Genomic DNA, 16187 nt, shown 5'->3' on the forward strand with positions numbered 1-16187 from the left:
CGTGCGCACGATGCTCGATCAGCTGATCTCGCTGCTGCCCAACGGCCCGGTGGCGCTGGCCCGCATCGTCGATGCGACCGGTCCCGGCCCGCGGGAAACCGGTGCGGCGATGGTGGTGACGGCCGAGGAGACGGTTTTCGGCTCGCTGTCCGGTGGCTGTGTGGAATCGGCCGTGCTGGAATCGGCGCGGCAGGTGCTCGACGGCGCACCGCCGGTCATCGATCGGTTCGGGTACGCCGACGGGGTGGGTTTCGAGGTCGGGCTCACCTGCGGCGGCGAGATCGAGGTGTGCGTCGAACTGGTCGATATCGATCGGATGCCGCTGCTGCTCGCATTGCGCACCGAGGTGATGGCGGGCAATCCCGTCGCACTGGTGACAACGCTGAACGCGGGCAACGACTGGAAACTGTTGCGGCCGGACGATTCCGAACCGTGGCACGGCATCGATCAGGACGCCAAAGCCCTGCTCGCCGCCGGACACAGCGGAGTGGTCGGCGCCGAGGAGTGCGATACCGAGCAGAACCCGCGGCCGCGCGCCTTCGTCCAGGTTTTCGCGCCGCCCGCCCGGATGATCCTGGCCGGCGCCAACGATTTCGTGCGCGCCCTCAGCCGCACCGGCCGCCAACTCGGATATCGGGTCACCGTGGTGGACGCCAGGGAGACCTTCGCGACCGCAACGCGCTTCCCGTCGGCGCACGAGGTGGTGGTGGACTGGCCGCACCGGTATCTGGCCGCCGAGCACGAGGCGGGCCGGCTCGACGAGCGCACGGTGGTCTGCGTGCTGACCCACGACAGCAAATTCGATGTGCCGCTGATCGCCGCCGCGCTGCGCATGCCGGAACTCGCGTTCGTCGGCGTGCTCGGCTCGCGCCGCACCCACGCCGAACGCGCCGAACACCTGCGCGCCGCCGGTGTCACCGATGCCGAACTGGCCCGGCTGCACAGCCCGTTGGGTCTGGATCTCAACGCCCGCACACCGGACGAGACGGCGATTTCGATCGCGGCGCAGATACTCGCCGAGCGCGGACAGGCGTCGGCCCGTCCGCTGTCGAGTACGGACGGGCCGATCCATCGTTGAGTCGGACGCTAACGCGTCACCAATGCCGCAAGGTCCAATTCGATACGCGCTCCAGCCAGTTCGAGCGTTGCCCGGTTCGCGCTCTCGCCCATCTTCTCGTACTGACCGTCGATCAATCGGTAGGCGGTCAGGCTGACCGGCTCATCGAGGTCGACCAGCCAGTATTGCTCGATACCGACTTCGGCGTACTCGGCGAACTTGGCACCCCGATCGGTACGACGCGTTCCCTGAGACAGAACCTCGACCGCCAAGAGCACCTCAGCGGGATCCCAACGCGCTAGGTCTTCCTGAATTCCAGCGTCCGGAACCACGATCACATCGGGTACTCGCACCGTGGCAGGCGGGCCAGGATCGATCACCACCTCGGTTTCGGCCAGCGCCCCGACGGTAGTTGGCAGCTGCGCGTCCAACTGCTGGACAAGTCGCGCATTCGCTCGCTGATGTTTGGACCTCGGCCGCGGCGACAAGATGAGCACCCCCTCGACAAGTTCGTAAGCACGACTGTTGTCTTCGGGCAGCGCAATCCAATCCTGCAGCGTCAACAAGTGATCAGGGAAGTTCATGACGCTCACCACCATTACTTCCTCCCCTCCCCGGTTCTGGACCGGTCTCCAGTCTTCCACACGTCCGTGCCCGACGGCGGAAGCATACGTGACGACGCCGACAAGTCGAACAGTTTTTCGACAGGTCAAATGACCAGCTCAGAGCAGGTGTTCGATGCGGAGCGGGATCTCGCGGATACTGCGGCCGGTGGCGTGGCGGACCGCGTTGATGATGGCGGCGGCCGCGCCGACCATGCCGAGTTCGCCGAGTCCCTTGACGCCCAACGGGTTCACCACCTGGTCGTCCACTTCGACGAAGGAGATATCTACCGCCGGTGCGTCGGCATTGACCGGAAGCAGATATTCCAGGAGTGAGGAATTGGCCCAGCGACCGTCGCGCGGGTCGGCGATCGTGCCCTCCATGAGGGCTTGGGACAGGCCCCAGTTCATGCCGCCGAGCACCTGGCTGCGGGCGAGTTTCGCATTCAGCACACGGCCGGGCGCGAAGGCGCCGACCATCCGGCGCACCCGGATCAGCCCGAGTTCGGGATCGACGGCCACCTCGGCGAATTGCGCGCCGAAGCTCATCATGGCGTGCCGCGCCGGATCCGCGGCCGGACGCCACGTGCCGATCGTCTCGATATCGGTGAGGTGGTTGCGGGTGAGCACCGCGTCGTATGGATCGACAAGGGACGGTTCGGCTTTCGGCCGCAGCCGACCGTCGACGCCCTCGATGAGATCCGGGGCGTAGCCGTGCAGCGGTGACTGTTCGTCGGCGATGGCGATGGCGATGAGCTGGGCCAGCAGCTCGGTGCACGCGGTGTGCACGGCGGCGCTGACCATGCCCGCACCCATCGAACCGACCGTCGCCGCGATATTCGGATATTCGGTGCTGCCGATATCGAAACGAATCCGGTTGACCGGCAAGCCCATCGCGTCGCCGGCCACCTGGGTCATCGCGGTGGCGACGCCGGTGCCGAACTCCTGGGTCGCGGCCTGGACGACCAACGAGCCGTCGGCGCGCAGCCTGGCGTGCGCGCGCTGCGGCTGGCCGGGCAGGTAGACCGGATAGCCCGCGGTGCCGACGCCCCAGCCGAGCAGCCAATTACCTTCGCGGCGTGGGCCTTTCGGTCGCCTGCCCACCCAACCGAACCGCTGCGCCGCCTCTTCGAGGCAGTCCAGGTAGCCGTCGGATGTCCACGGGTTACCGCTCTCCGGATCCGCCGCCGCATGGTTGCGGCGGCGCAATTCCACCGGGTCCATGCCGATTTCGGCGGCCAGTTCGTCCATGGCGCATTCCAGCGCGACCATGCCCGAGGCCTCACCGGGGCCGCGCATGAAGGTCGGCGTCATGGTGTTGCCCTTGATGAGCTTGTACTGACCGTCCCAGTTGGGAATTCCGTACGCCTTGCCCGCGACCTCCAGCGACAGCTCCGCCCAATTGTCGAATTGCGAAGTGACGGAGAGCTTGTGATGTCGCAGCCCGGTGATCCGGCCGTCGTCGTCGCAGACCAGGGTGACCCGCTGCTCCTGTTCCTCGCGCAGTCCGGTGCCGTAGAACATCTGCTCGCGGTTCAGCACCACCCGCACCGGACGGCCCAATTCCCTTGCCACCAAAGGAGCCAGCGTCACATGCGGCCACATCATCGCCTTGCCGCCGAAGCCGCCGCCGACGTAGTCGGCGAGCACCCGCACCTTGCCGGGCGAGATGCCCAGGTGCGCCGCGATGGTCAGCTGCGAGGCCACGATGCCCTGTGACGCGTCATAGACGGTGACCGAATCGCCGTCCCACATCGCCGCGGTCGCCGAGCATTCGATCGGATTGTGGTGGTTGGCGGCGAAATGATATGTGACATCGATGGAATGGGCCGCGGCCTTTTCCGCGGCGGCGAAATCGCCGCGGGACTGCTTGGCGGGCACCAGATCGCAGAAGACCCGCTCGGGCAGGTACTGCTCGTCACGGCCGTCGTCGAGGCGCACCATCGGCTTTCGCGCCTCGTAGCTGGCCTCGATCAGCGTGGCCGCGTGCATCGCGACATCGATGGTGTCGGCGACCACCACCGCGATCGGCTGGCCGAAGTAGTGGATCTCGTTGTCCTGCATGGGAAAAAAGGTCTGGCCCGGTGCCGGGCCGCCGTAACCGGATGGCATGACCGGAACGATGTTGACCTTCGGCAGGTTCAGGTGTGTGTACACGGCGACCGCACCGGCGCGAAGCGCGGCCGACGTGTCGATGGATTTCACTGTGCCGCTGCCGATTTCGGCGCCGACGATAACGCCGTACGCGGCATTGGGCAGCGGAATCTCGGCGGTGAAGCGGGCCGCACCGGTCACCTTGGCGCGGCCGTCGATGCGATCGAGCCCCCGGCCGACCAGGGCGGGCGCGGTCATTTCGCGTCCTTTTCGGTGACGATCTCCAGCGTGCGCACCAAAGTGCGTTGCGCCAGCGCGATTTTGAAGCGATTCATCGGATGGCCGGAATCCGCCGCGTCGAGTTCCGCGGCGGCGGCCGCCGCGAAGTTGTCCTTGGTGGCCCGCTTGCCGAGCAGCAGTTGTTCGGCGATATGGGCTCGCCACGGCTTGGTCGCGACACCGCCGAGACCGATCCGCACATTGCGCACGTACTCCCCGTCCAAGTCCAGTGCGACCGCGGCGGAAGCGCCCGCGAATTCATAGGATTCGCGATCGCGGGATTTCAGGTAGTGCGAATGCACCGCGTACGGCAGCGGCGGCACATCGATGCGGACGATCAGCTCATCCGGGCCGATCGGATGTTCGAGATGCGGGGTATTGCCGGGCAAGAGGAAGAAGTCGTCGAACGCGATCGCCCGAGTTCCCTTGGGCCCCTGCACATGTACCACCGCGTCGAGCGCGGTGAGCGGGATCGCGACATCGGAGGGGTGCATGGCGAAGCAGTGCTCGCTGGTGCCGAGCACGGCGTTGCCGCGGTGCAGGCCGTCCAGCACGCCGCAACCGCTGCCCGGATCGCGCTTGTTGCAGGCGAAGGCGGTCTCGCGGAAGCCGGGGCACCGCACCTTCTGCATGAGGTTCCCGCCCATCGATGCCATATTGCGGATCTGCGCCGACGCACCCTTCCACAGCGCGATCGAGAGGAACGGAAACCGTTGCACCACAAGCGGATCGGCGGCCACTTTGCTCATCCGGACCAGCGCGCCGATGCGCAGCCCGCCGTCCGGGGTGTGCTCGAGACCGGTGAGCGGCAGCCGGTTGATGTCGACGACGTTATCCGGCCGCATCGCGCCGATGCGCAGCATATCCACCAAAGTTGTTCCGCCGGCCAGGAATACGGTGTTGGGCCGAGCGGCCACCGCGGCGAGCGCTGCTTCGACGGTGTCCGCGCGGGCGAAGGTGATGGGCCTCATTTCGGGCCGCCCATTTTGTCGCGGGCGGACTTTATCGCGTCGCGAATGTTCTGATAGGCGGCACAGCGGCAGATATTGCCGCTCATCCATTCCGCGATTTCCGCATCGCTGCCGGTGTGCCCTTCCTCGATGCATTTGACCGCCGACATGATCTGCCCTGGAGTGCAGTAGCCGCACTGGAATCCGTCGTGTTCGATGAATGCCTGCTGCACCGGGTGCAATTCGTCCCCGTCGGCGACGCCCTCGATGGTGGTGATATCGCGGCCCTCCATGCTGAGCGCCAGGGACAGACAGGACAATTCCCGCTTTCCGTCCACCCAGACCGTGCAGGCCCCGCACGCACCCTGGTCGCAGCCCTTCTTGGTGCCGGTGAGGTGCAGGTATTCACGCAACGCGTCGAGCAGGCTCACCCGCGGTTCCAGCGCGACCGGGTAAACGTGACCGTTCACCCGCAATGTGGCCAATGTATAACCGGGACCGGCAAATTCGGGGGCCCGCAACTCGCTCATGGGTAGTTCGTCAATGGTCATCGACTCATATCTCCTGCTCATCGGCGTACACCGGACCAGATCAGCTCGAATGACGAAAGGCGAGGATCGACCTCACAAATATCCTAGCGATCTTCCAGCAAACGCGCAGAGCATCGGCAACCACCCCAAAAGGTTTGGCCGTCAATCCCTCCGGGCCGGAATCAGGCCGCGACCCGCGACGGGCGCAGCGTATTCATCGGCGGCCGATCCACCAGCGAGACCTCGGTGTGGTGTGCCGTGAACGCGTCACCGATCAGCGGGAACTGGGTGAGCGCCGCACCCGAGTCCTGTACCCCGCTGCGACCGAGCACGGTGCCGAGAATCTGACGGCTCATCACCCCGAGATCGGCGAGCGGGCGGTTGCGGTGGGTGCGCACCCCCAGGTTGACCTGCCCGATGGCGGACAGGCCGAGCCGATCGAAGGTGTCGAGCAGCAGCCCGATCTCGACGCCGTAGCCGGGGGCGAAGGGCACCGAGGTGAGCAGTTCGCGGGTGCCCGCGTATTCACCGCCGAGCGGCTGCAGTACCTGCGAGAGCTCCGGGCGCAGCGCGGCGAGCAGCGGGCGCGCGACCAATTCGGTGACCCGGCCGCCGCCGTGCGCGTCCACCGCCGCGCCCTGCCGCAGCGGACGCCGGTAGTACGCCTTGACCAGCTGGATCTCGTCGACGGTGAGCAGCGGGCCGAGCAGTTTCGGCACGAAGGCCGGATCCGGATCGATCAGGTCGGAGTCGACGAAGGCGATCAGGTCGCCGCCGGTCACGGCCAGCGAGCGCCACAGCACCTCCCCCTTCCCCGGTACCGGATCGAGTTCGGGAACGGCCTGTTCCCGGCTGATCACCTCGGCGCCCGCGGCGCGCGCCCGCTCCGCGGTGGCGTCGGTGGAACCGGAATCGAGCACGATCAGCTCGTCCACCAGCGTGCCGAGCAGCGGCCGGATGCTGGCCACCACATCGCCGACGGTGCGTTCCTCGTTTAGCGCGGGCAGCACCACCGATACGGTGCGCCCGGCCTTGGCGGCGACGAGTTCGTCCACCGGCCAGGCGGGTGTGTCCCAGGTTTCGACGGATTTCATACCAGTCCTCGCAGGGTGCGTGCGGGTGGCCGGATGCCCTGGATGGCGGCGATCATATCCACCACCCGCCGGGTCGCGGCGACCTCGTGCACCCGGAACATGCGGGCGCCCGCGGCCGCCGACCATGCCGTTGCTGCCAATGTGCCCTCCAGGCGTTCGGAAAGTCCGACACCAAGAGTCTCCCCGATGAAATCCTTGTTGCTCAGCGCCATCAACACCGGCCATCCGGTATTTACGAGAACGTCCACTCCCCGCAACAACGCGAGCCCGTGATAAGTGTTCTTGCCGAAATCATGGGTCGGATCGATCAGAATCGAATCCGCGCGCACCCCGGCCGCCGCGGCGTTCTCGGCGGCGCGCGTCAGTGTTTCGGTCACCTCGGTCAGCACATCGGCATAGCGCACCCGGTGCGGGCGGGTGCGCGGGATCGCGCCACCGGTGTGGCTGCACACGATGCCGACGCCGCGGTCGGCGGCCACTCGGACCAGGTCAGGATCCGCGCCCGCCCAGGTGTCGTTGATCAGGTCCGCGCCCGCGTCCACCGCGGTCTCGGCCACCTCGGCACGCCAGGTATCGATGCTGATGAGCAGGTCCGGATATTTCTCCCGAATGGCCGCGACGAACGGGATCACCCGCCGCGACTCCTCCGCCGCGTCGACGACGGCGCCCGGGCCTGCCTTCACGCCGCCGATATCCACCAGGTCTGCGCCCTCGTCCACCGCGCGGGCCACCGCGTCCATGGCGGCGGCGTCGGTGAAGGTGGCCCCCCTGTCGTAGAACGAATCCGGGGTGCGGTTGACGATCGCCATCACCAGCGCCCGGTCGGTCGCCACCGGCTTGCCGCAGAGGGTCGGGCGCGGCGCATCGGTGGAGCTGAACATGATCTCGACTGTACTGGTGCGCCCGCGAGCCGAATCCCGGTACTAGTTCTTGGGAGCGCGGCCCGCGGCGACGTCACCGGCGTAATCGTCGTAGGCGGGGACGTAGCCCTCGGCCCGCCCGGCCAGCACGTACAGCGCGCTCGCGGGATCGGGCTGATAACCCTGTTTACGCAGTTCGACCTTGCGACTCTTGAAGGTCGATGTCTGTTCGAGTTCGGCGACGACGCGAACGAACAGCGGAACCGCGTAACCCGGCAGCTGCTCGAACGCCGCCTTCGCCAGGGCGCGACCGTCGAATTCGACGCCGGGGCGCAACGTCACCGCCGCCATTCCGGCCTTACCGTCGGCGCCCGGTATATCGACGCCGAACACCACGGCCTGCTCGATCTCGGGCGCCTCGCACAACGCGGCCTCGACCTCGGTGGTCGCCACGTTCTCCCCCTTCCAGCGGAAGGTGTCGCCGAGCCGATCGACGAAGGCGATGTGATGCCAGCCCTGGTCGCGCACCAGATCGCCGGTGTCGAACCACACATCCCCATCGGTGAAGCCGTCGCGGACGAGCTTCGCCTCCGAGGCGGCCTTATCGGTGTAGCCGTCGAACGGTGAGCGCTCGGTCACCTTGGACAGCAGCAGCCCGACGCCACCCGTGCGCACCCGGCGCAGCCGTCCGTTCGCATCCCGGCGGGCTCGGCCGGTCGCGTCGTCGTATTCGACGATGGCGTACGGCAGCGGACCGAAGCCCGCGGTGCGGTCCACCCCGAACGCGTTGATGAAGGCGACATTCCCTTCGCTCGCCCCGTAGAACTCGACGATCCGGTCGATGCCGAAACGCTGTTTGAATTCGTCCCACAGCTCCGGGCGCAAACCGTTGCCGACGCACAACCTGACCCGATGCCGCCGGTCGGTCGGCTTGGGCGGCTGGTTCAGCAGATACCGGCACAATTCGCCGATATAGATGAAGCCGGTGGCCTCCTCGCGAATCACCTCGTCCCAGAACCGCGACGCCGAGAACTGGCGGCCCAGGGCGAAGGTGGCGCCCGAGGACAGCACCGACGACAGCGCGACGGTGAGCGCGTTGTTGTGGTACAGCGGCAGGCAGCTGTAGAGAATGTCGTTGCCGCGCAAGCGGACTCCGAGCCCGCCGAGCCCGGCCATGCTCTTGGTCCAGCGCTGGTGGGTCATCACGCTGGCCTTCGGCAGGCCGGTGGTGCCGGAGGTGAAGATGAGGAAGGCGCGCTCACCGGCGGTGACCTGCGCGCACACCGCCGGATCGGTATCGTCGGCATCCTTTGCCGCACTTCGCAATTGCTCGGAGAACAGGATGTTCGCCGGCGGTTCGGCCAGCGAGTCCAGCGCCTCGGCGCACTCCTCGCCCACCACGTTGAGCACGCTGTTCAGCAGGCCGAAGCTGTGCGCGAGCACCTGATCGCGCTGATGGTGGTTGAGCAGGCCCACCGTCGCGCCTAGTTTCACCGTCGCCAGCACGAGCAGCAGCGTCTCCGGGCGGTTCGTCATCAGCACGCCGACCACGTCGCCGCGCGAGACACCGTGCCCGGCAAGCACATTCGCGTACCGGTTGACCTCGGCATTGGCCTCGCCGTATGTGTAGGCGCGCCCTTCGAACCGCAGGAAGGTCCGGTTCGGGTGGCGGTGCGCGTTGCGCTGGAAGTACAGGCCGACCGATGCCCGGTCGCCGGATCGCACCAGCAGGCCGAGGGCGCTGCGCGCCATACTCGGTGCGTCGAAGGCCATTCCGGGCAACTGCCGGACCAGGTCGAAGAGGCTCACCGTCGAGCGGGCTTCGGTGTTCACGCGCAGATCTCCTATCCGCCACCGGTTTACTGTGACAGCCGGCCAGGGTGGTACCGACGGTACCGGAATTCCGCGGCTACGCCCCCGGTTTCAGCGCCTCGAAGGCCGCGGCGATATCGCCGACGACCGTGATCCGGTCCAGCTGCGCCTGCGGGACGACCTTGCGGTCGCGCAGTTCGCCCAGCCAGGCGAACAATCCACCGAAGAAACCATTGTGATCGAGCACCACCACCGGCTTGTCGTGTTCACCGAGATACCCGCCGGTCCAGGTTTCGAACAACTCCTCCAGCGTGCCGATGCCGCCGGGCAGCGTGAGGAATGCGTCGGAACGCTGCTCCATGAGCAGTTTTCGCTCGCGCATGGTGTCGGTGACCAGCAGCTCGTCGGCGTCGACGTCGGCGACCTCCTTGTGCACCAGATGTTTCGGGATGACCCCGACGGTGTGCCCGCCGCCGGCCCGCGTCGCGGTGGCGACCGCGCCCATCATCGAGACGTGTCCGCCGCCGGAGACCAATTGCCAACCGCGCCTGGCGATTTCGGTACCGACCTTGGCGGCCAGCGCGAGCTGCGCCTGGTCGGTCGTGCTCGACGAGCAGTAGACACACACCGAATAGGGATCGCTCACCATTCATCCTCCGTACCTAGTGCGTCGGGTGCGGCGCCCGCTTCGGCCGCACCCAACACGATCTGCACAATCTCGTCGACGCTGTCCGTCACATGCAGCAGCCCCAGATCCCCGGGCGCGATCTTGCCGGAGCCGCCGAGCGAATCGCGCAGCCAATCGACAAGTCCGGCCCAGTATTTCGTGCCGAACAGGATGATCGGGAAGCGCGTGATCTTGCGCGTCTGCACCAGCGTCAACGCCTCGAACAATTCGTCGAGGGTGCCGAATCCGCCGGGGAGACAGACGAATGCCTGCGAATACTTCACGAACATGGTCTTGCGGGCGAAGAAGTAGCGGAAGTTGATGCCCAGATCGACCCACTCGTTGAGGCTCTGCTCGAACGGCAGCTCGATGCCGAGACCGATCGAATAGCCGCCCGCCTCGCTCGCGCCGCGGTTCACCGCCTCCATCGCGCCGGGCCCGCCGCCGGTGATCACCGCGAATCCGGCCCGCGCCAGCGCGGCGCCGATCGCCATGCCCGCGTGATATTCGGGATGATCCACCGTGGTCCGCGCCGAACCGAAGACCGCGACCGCGCGCGGCACCTCCGCGAGCGCGCCGAAGCCCTCGACGAATTCGGCCTGGATGCGCAGCACCCGCCACGGATCGGTGTGCACCCAATCGCTCGGGCCGTGCTTGTCGAGCAGATTCTGATCCGAGGTGCCGAGCCCTTCCTTGCGTTCGCGGCGGAACATGATCGGGCCGCGGAACTTGGGGGTGGATTTCGGCGCGCTGGCAACCTCGTGGTCGGCGGCATCGGTGGACATGTCACCACGCTACCGGTCAGCGCCCGCCCGTCAGCGGGTGGACGGGAGAAGTCATCGGACGTTCAAGCGCCCGGCTCGTCACCGATACGCGATGGTGACCGAGCGGTCTGTCACGGTTGTGAACCGGTCAAATAGCTGCGCAGTATCGCGGTGACCGCGGTGATCTGGGTGACCGGGACGTGCTCGTCCCGCTTGTGCGCGAGGTTCGGATCGCCGGGCCCGAAGTTCACCGCGGGTATGCCGCGGGCCGCGAAACGCGAGACGTCGGTCCAGCCGTATTTGGCGCGCACCCCGCCGCCGCCGTGCCGGTGCACCGAGGCGATCAGGTCCTTGGCCGCCGGGGCGGTGAGACCGGGCAGCGCGCCGGGCGCGGCGTCGGTGACCGCGAAATCCAGTTCCAGACCGGCGAATACCTCACGCACGTGCTCGGTGGCCTGTTGGACGGTGCGATCGGGTGCGAAGCGGAAATTGACGTCCACCTCGGCGGCATCGGGCACCACATTGCCCGCGACACCGCCGCACACCCGCACCGCGGACAGACCTTCCCGGTAGACGCAGCCGTCGATGTCGACCTCGCGCCCCCGATAGTCGGCAAGCCGCTGCAAGATGGGTGCGAGCCGGTGAATCGCGTTGTCGCCCAACCAGGCTCGCGCCGAATGCGACCGGATGCCCGCGGTGGCGAGCCGGGCCCGCATGGTGCCCTGGCAGCCCGCCTCGACCCAGCCGCCCGACGGTTCGCCGAGGATCGCCAGATCGCCCGCGAGCCATTCGGGCAGTTCGCGCTCGATATGGCCGAGCCCGTTGAACTCCGCGGCGAGCTCCTCGCAGTCGTAGAAGATCAGCGTCAGGTCGTGCACCGGCTCGGCGACTGTCGCGGCCAGATGCAGGAAAACGGCGTCCCCGGATTTCATGTCGACGCTGCCGCAGCCGTAGAGCACGCGCTGCCCGGCGTCGTCGGTGGCGAAACGGCCGGGCACATTGTCGGCGATCGGGACGGTGTCCAGGTGACCGGCCAGCACCACCCTGGTCGGCAGGCCGCGATTCGTGCGCGCCAACACCACATTGCCGTGCCGCAGCACCTCGAATCCGGTGGTCTGTTCGCGCAGCGCACGCTCGACGAGGGTGACGATGCGGTCCTCGTCACGGGAGACGCTCGCGATATCGACGAGGGCGGCGGTCAGGTCGATCGGGTCGGCGTGCAGATCCAGGGTCACACGGATCAGCCTACGGTGAGTAACCTGTCTGGACGTGAGTACACAGGGAGCAGCAGCGGTCGGCCTCGCCACCATCACGGCCAACGGAACCATCCTCGACACCTGGTACCCGTACCCGGAGTTGGGCGAATTCGGTGAGTCGTGCAGCAAGCGGCTGGATCCCGCCGACGTCGAATACGCCAAATTCGCCGAGCTGGCCGGCCCGGACGAGGCCCGGCGGGTGGAGGTGGTCGTCGTGCGCACCACCATCGCCGACCTGTCCGCCGCGCCGGTCGACACTCACGACGTCTACCTGCGCCTGCACCTGCTCTCGCACCGACTGATCCGGCCGCACGGCGCGAACCTGGACGGCATCTTCGGCCTGCTCGCCAATGTGGTGTGGACCAACCACGGTCCGTGCTCGCTGGAGGAATTCGAACTCACCCGGCTGAAGCTGCGCGCCCGCGGCCCGGTCACCGTGTACGGCATCGACAAATTCCCGCGTCTGGTGGATTACGTGGTGCCCGCGGGCGTCCGGATCGCCGACGCCGACCGGGTGCGGCTCGGCGCGCACCTGGCCGCGGGCACCACCGTGATGCACGAGGGTTTCGTCAACTTCAACGCGGGCACGCTCGGCGCATCGATGGTCGAGGGCCGCATCTCGCAGGGCGTGCTGGTGGGCGACGGCTCCGATATCGGCGGCGGCGCATCGATCATGGGCACCCTGTCCGGCGGCGGTAAGCAGGTCATCTCGATCGGTGAGCGCTCGCTGCTCGGCGCGAACGCCGGGCTCGGCATCTCGCTCGGCAACGATTGCATCGTCGAGGCGGGCCTGTATCTCACCGCGGGCACCAAGGTCGCCACCCCCGACGGCACCGTCGTCAAGGCCGCCGAGCTGAGCGGGCGCGACAATCTGCTGTTCCGCCGCAATTCGCAGTCCGGCGCGGTGGAGGTGGTGCCGCGCAAGGGCACCGGCATCGAACTCAACGCCGCACTACACGCCAACGACTAGCCGAGCATTTTCTTCTGCACCTTGCCCATGGCGTTGCGCGGCAGCGCGTCGACGACCCGGATCTCGCGCGGGCGCTTGTGCACCGAAAGCTGTTCGGCCACATGGTCGATGAGCTCTTTTTCGATGGAATCGGTTGGTGCGCCGCGCAATACGACGAAGCCGACGATGCGCTGGCCGAGGTCGGCGTCGGGCAGACCGACGACGGCGGCCTCGGCCACGGCCGGGTGGCCGAGCAGCACCGTCTCCACCTCGCCCGCGCCGACGCGGTAGCCGCCGGATTTGATCAGGTCCACCGATTCACGGCCGACGATGCGGTGAAAGCCGCCCGCATCGATGACGGCGACGTCACCGGTTTTGAACCAGCCGTCGGCGGTGAAGTTCTCGGCGGTGACCTCCGGGCGGTTGAGGTAGCCGTCGAACAGCATCGGGCCGGAAACCTGTAGGCCGCCGATGCTTTCGCCGTCGTGCGGCACATCGTTGCCCGCCTCGTCGCGCAGCCGGGTGCGCACGCCGCGCACCGGTGTGCCGACCCAGCCCGGCCTGCGTTCGCCGTCGGCGCGGGTGGACAGGGTGATCATGGTTTCGCTCATGCCGTAGCGCTCGACGGGTGCGTGGCCGGTGAGCTCGCGCAACTTCTCGAATACCGGCACCGGCAGCGGTGCGCTACCCGAGACGAGCAACCGCGCCTCACTCAATTGCTTTGCGGCAGTGGGGTCTTCGACGACACGCGACCACACCGTCGGCACCCCGAAGTACAGCGTGCCACCGGCGGCCGCATACGCCTGCGGCGTCGGTTTGCCGGTGTGCACGAGCGGGCTGCCCACCCGCAGCGGGCCGAGCACGCCGAGGATCAGCCCGTGCACGTGGAACAGCGGAAGTCCGTGCACCAGAACGTCGTTCGGCGTCCATGCCCAGGCGTCGGCGAGCGCGTCCAAGCCGGCGGCGATGGCGCCGCGGCTGAGCACGACACCTTTCGGCAGGCCCGTGGTGCCGGAGGTGTAGAGGATGAAAGCGGTTGTGGCCGGGTCGGGTTCGGGATAGGTGTGCCAGGATCTGGCGTGCAGACGCACCGGAACCACCGGCAGCTCGGTGCCGTCGGGCGCGTCGCCGAGCCAGGCCTGCGCACCGGAATCGGCGAGGATGTGCGCGAGTTCGGCGGCGCCGGAATCCGGCGGCACCGGCACCACGGTGACACCGGCGATCAGGCAGCCGAGCACGGCGAGCACGGTGGTCGCGGTGGGCCTGGCCAGCACGGCGACCCGGTCGGCCCGGGCGATCCGCTCGGCGACCGAGGTCGCCGCGCCGAGCAGATCGCCGCGCGACATGGTCACGCCGTCGATGGTGACGGCATTGGGGATATCGGCCCCCTGGGCAACGGCGATCGGGTTGAGGGAGCGGAGCAGCAGCGGCGGACCGAACGACATTCGCCCACGCTACTTCTCGGACCGAGAACACACCCACTCCGGTCGGTGCCCGTTGACACCCTTCCCGAGTCAGTGAGAAAGTTGATGCATAAGTTTCTCAACGACGAGAACGAGGTCGACGATGACCAGCCCGCTCCGCGCCGTCGTCCCAGCCGCAACCGGCGACGATTTCGACATCCGAGCAGTAATCGACGGCTCGGCCGCGTTTTTCGGCGCGGCGGCCAACGTCATCATGCAGCTGAGCCTGCGACCGGTCGGCTACGGCGTGCTGGAAAGCACCGTCGACAGCGGCAAGATCATGCTGCATCCGATCAAGCGGACCCGCACCACGCTGACCTATCTGGCGGTCGCGCTGCTCGGCACCGAGGATGAACGCGCCGCCTACCGCGAGGCGGTCAACCGATCGCATATCCCCGTCCGCTCCACGCCGGACAGCCCGGTGAAATACAGCGCCTTCGATTCGCGGCTACAGCTGTGGGTGGCGGCCTGCCTCTACTGGGGCGCGCGCGACCTGTACGAACGCATGCACGGTCCGATGGACGAGGCGGCCGCCGACGGGTTCTACCGGCACGCCGAGCGGCTCGGCACCACCCTGCAGGTGCGGCCCGGCATGTGGCCGGCCGATCGCGCGGCCTTCGACCGGTACTGGGCCGAAAACCTGGACCGGACCAGTACCGATCCGCCGATCCGCGACTACTTCTGGCAGATCGTCGACCTGAAGATGTTCCCGCGCCCGATCCAGTTGGCGTTCGGCGGCTTCCACCGCTGGGTGACCGCCGGATTGCTGCCACCGCACCTGCGTGCCGAAATGGGGATGCGGTGGAGTGAGCGCGACGATCGCGCGCTGGCTCGGCTGCTGCGCGCGGTCGGCACGGTAGAGGCGCGAATGCCGAAGGCGGTCAAGGTTTTTCCGGTCAATGCCTTCCTGCTGGATCTGCGGATGCGCCGCAGGCTCGGCCTGCCGCTGGTTTAACGACACGCCAGGCGACAATCACGCATATTCGGCGTGTCACATGACGCGATCCTCGGTTGCTCGAGGTTATCTCGACTGAGCGCCAGCGCATACCGCCGACGCATGGACCCGGGAGGTAACCGTGGGCTATCGCAGGGTGGCACTGGCGGCCGTCGTCGGAGCCGGAATCTGTCTCGCCTGCGCCGCGACCAGAGCGACGGCCGCCGAACCCGAACAGGTGCCCCAGCGCACCGCGATCTCGCTGCGCTCCACCATCGGCCTGCACTGGGGCACCGCCAACGAGCACGAGGCGCGCAGCGGGCTCTCGCTGACCAAGCTCTACATCGTCGACTACGCGCTGCGGCACGGCGACGGCTCGGCCCTCGATCGCGAGCTGAGCGAGCGGATGATCCGCCTGTCCGACGACAGGGCCGCGGATTTGCTGTCCGCTCGCTATCCGGCCGCGATCGATGCGATCGCCAAGGAATTCCACCTGCACGAGACCCAGGCCGGCCCGGATTGGGGTTCGGCATCGACCAGCGCGGCCGATGTGGCCGACTTCCTGGAGCAGAAGCTGCACGACGATCCGGCGTCACCGATCTTCGAATGGATGACCACCGCCTCGTCGATCGCCGCCGACGGCACCGAACAGGATTGGGGCACTTCGCATATGCCCGGCGTGCTCGGCAGCAAATGGGGTTGGTCGGATTACGGGCCACCGGAGGTGGCCTCGACCTCGTACGGGCCGTGGTTCGCCGTCGCCGCGCATACGCACGGCACCGCCGCCGAGGAGACCGCGGATGTGCTCGACGCGCTGCCGGAGCTGACGCGCACGCTGTTCCCGCTGTTCCTCTGAGCCCATCGAATCGCTGCGCG

Annotated in this window: 15 protein-coding genes; 4 read left to right on the plus strand and 11 right to left on the minus strand. The window is 67.6% G+C overall.

The features are described 5' to 3' along the window. The first annotated feature begins 1 nt into the window (after position 1). Positions 2-1078 carry an XdhC family protein gene (locus F5544_RS38060; protein ID WP_167477634.1) on the plus strand — a complete coding sequence of 359 codons (1077 nt, stop codon included), beginning with the start codon at positions 2-4 and terminating at the stop codon, positions 1076-1078. Positions 1079-1086: 8 nt separating this feature from the next. Here F5544_RS38060 and F5544_RS38065 read toward each other — a convergent pair whose 3' ends face one another. From F5544_RS38065 to dapE, 10 genes are all read right to left on the minus strand, one after another. Next, positions 1087-1656 (minus strand): Uma2 family endonuclease, encoded by a 570-nt coding sequence (locus F5544_RS38065; protein WP_238846875.1) that lies wholly within the window; start codon positions 1654-1656, stop codon positions 1087-1089. A gap of 123 nt (positions 1657-1779) precedes the next feature. Then, positions 1780-4011, minus strand: coding sequence for a xanthine dehydrogenase family protein molybdopterin-binding subunit (locus F5544_RS38070; RefSeq protein WP_167477635.1), 2232 nt, complete (start codon positions 4009-4011; stop codon positions 1780-1782). After that, positions 4008-5003: an FAD binding domain-containing protein gene (locus F5544_RS38075; RefSeq protein WP_167477636.1), complete on the minus strand. Its 996-nt coding sequence runs from the start codon at positions 5001-5003 to the stop codon at positions 4008-4010. Before F5544_RS38075 ends, F5544_RS38070 begins: the two co-directional genes overlap by 4 nt. Continuing rightward, a complete protein-coding gene (locus tag F5544_RS38080) occupies positions 5000-5533 on the minus strand; it encodes a 2Fe-2S iron-sulfur cluster-binding protein (RefSeq protein ID WP_194252450.1) in 534 nt (177 codons plus the stop codon). Before F5544_RS38080 ends, F5544_RS38075 begins: the two co-directional genes overlap by 4 nt. A gap of 161 nt (positions 5534-5694) precedes the next feature. Beyond that, positions 5695-6606 carry a glucosyl-3-phosphoglycerate synthase gene (locus F5544_RS38085; RefSeq protein WP_167477638.1) on the minus strand — a complete coding sequence of 304 codons (912 nt, stop codon included), beginning with the start codon at positions 6604-6606 and terminating at the stop codon, positions 5695-5697. Continuing rightward, complete coding sequence (gene folP, locus F5544_RS38090) at positions 6603-7487, minus strand: dihydropteroate synthase (protein ID WP_167477639.1); 885 nt, start codon at positions 7485-7487, stop codon at positions 6603-6605. Before folP ends, F5544_RS38085 begins: the two co-directional genes overlap by 4 nt. Before the next feature lie 42 nt (positions 7488-7529). Then, positions 7530-9299: a long-chain-acyl-CoA synthetase gene (locus F5544_RS38095; RefSeq protein WP_167477640.1), complete on the minus strand. Its 1770-nt coding sequence runs from the start codon at positions 9297-9299 to the stop codon at positions 7530-7532. A gap of 76 nt (positions 9300-9375) precedes the next feature. Beyond that, complete coding sequence (locus F5544_RS38100; protein ID WP_167477641.1) at positions 9376-9927, minus strand: TIGR00730 family Rossman fold protein; 552 nt, start codon at positions 9925-9927, stop codon at positions 9376-9378. Next, positions 9921-10730 carry a TIGR00730 family Rossman fold protein gene (locus F5544_RS38105; protein WP_167477642.1) on the minus strand — a complete coding sequence of 270 codons (810 nt, stop codon included), beginning with the start codon at positions 10728-10730 and terminating at the stop codon, positions 9921-9923. Before F5544_RS38105 ends, F5544_RS38100 begins: the two co-directional genes overlap by 7 nt. A 110-nt stretch (positions 10731-10840) precedes the next feature. Continuing rightward, the gene (dapE, locus tag F5544_RS38110) at positions 10841-11944 is read right to left on the minus strand and encodes a succinyl-diaminopimelate desuccinylase (RefSeq protein ID WP_238846876.1); all 1104 of its coding nucleotides are present in this window, start codon (positions 11942-11944) and stop codon (positions 10841-10843) included. A gap of 34 nt (positions 11945-11978) precedes the next feature. Between dapE and dapD the strand changes: the two genes are divergently transcribed. Next, positions 11979-12935, plus strand: a complete 957-nt coding sequence (dapD, locus tag F5544_RS38115; RefSeq protein ID WP_167477644.1) for a 2,3,4,5-tetrahydropyridine-2,6-dicarboxylate N-succinyltransferase — start codon at positions 11979-11981, stop codon at positions 12933-12935. On the opposite strand, the gene F5544_RS38120 is transcribed toward dapD, so the two are convergent. After that, positions 12932-14359, minus strand: coding sequence for an acyl-CoA synthetase (locus F5544_RS38120; RefSeq protein WP_174867480.1), 1428 nt, complete (start codon positions 14357-14359; stop codon positions 12932-12934). The two genes, dapD and F5544_RS38120, sit on opposite strands and share 4 nt — an antisense overlap. 121 nt (positions 14360-14480) lie before the next feature. On the opposite strand from F5544_RS38120, the gene F5544_RS38125 reads away from it, so the two are divergent. Both F5544_RS38125 and F5544_RS38130 read left to right on the plus strand, forming a co-directional pair. Continuing rightward, a complete protein-coding gene (locus F5544_RS38125; RefSeq protein WP_167477645.1) occupies positions 14481-15332 on the plus strand; it encodes an oxygenase MpaB family protein in 852 nt (283 codons plus the stop codon). Positions 15333-15453: 121 nt separating this feature from the next. After that, positions 15454-16167, plus strand: coding sequence for a serine hydrolase (locus F5544_RS38130; protein ID WP_238846877.1), 714 nt, complete (start codon positions 15454-15456; stop codon positions 16165-16167). Positions 16168-16187 lie beyond the last annotated feature (20 nt).

This window comes from Nocardia arthritidis (assembly GCF_011801145.1).
GTDB lineage: Bacteria > Actinomycetota > Actinomycetes > Mycobacteriales > Mycobacteriaceae > Nocardia > Nocardia arthritidis_A.

Coding starts and splice junctions, on each gene's coding strand:
- F5544_RS38065 (WP_238846875.1), bottom strand. CDS start 1,656: ATGGTGGTGAGCGTCATGAACTTCCCTGATCACTTGTTGACGCTGCAG.
- F5544_RS38070 (WP_167477635.1), bottom strand. CDS start 4,011: ATGACCGCGCCCGCCCTGGTCGGCCGGGGGCTCGATCGCATCGACGGC.
- F5544_RS38075 (WP_167477636.1), bottom strand. CDS start 5,003: ATGAGGCCCATCACCTTCGCCCGCGCGGACACCGTCGAAGCAGCGCTC.
- F5544_RS38080 (WP_194252450.1), bottom strand. CDS start 5,533: ATGACCATTGACGAACTACCCATGAGCGAGTTGCGGGCCCCCGAATTT.
- F5544_RS38085 (WP_167477638.1), bottom strand. CDS start 6,606: ATGAAATCCGTCGAAACCTGGGACACACCCGCCTGGCCGGTGGACGAA.
- folP (WP_167477639.1), bottom strand. CDS start 7,487: ATGTTCAGCTCCACCGATGCGCCGCGCCCGACCCTCTGCGGCAAGCCG.
- F5544_RS38100 (WP_167477641.1), bottom strand. CDS start 9,927: ATGGTGAGCGATCCCTATTCGGTGTGTGTCTACTGCTCGTCGAGCACG.
- F5544_RS38105 (WP_167477642.1), bottom strand. CDS start 10,730: ATGTCCACCGATGCCGCCGACCACGAGGTTGCCAGCGCGCCGAAATCC.
- F5544_RS38120 (WP_174867480.1), bottom strand. CDS start 14,359: ATGTCGTTCGGTCCGCCGCTGCTGCTCCGCTCCCTCAACCCGATCGCC.
- F5544_RS38125 (WP_167477645.1), top strand. CDS start 14,481: ATGACCAGCCCGCTCCGCGCCGTCGTCCCAGCCGCAACCGGCGACGAT.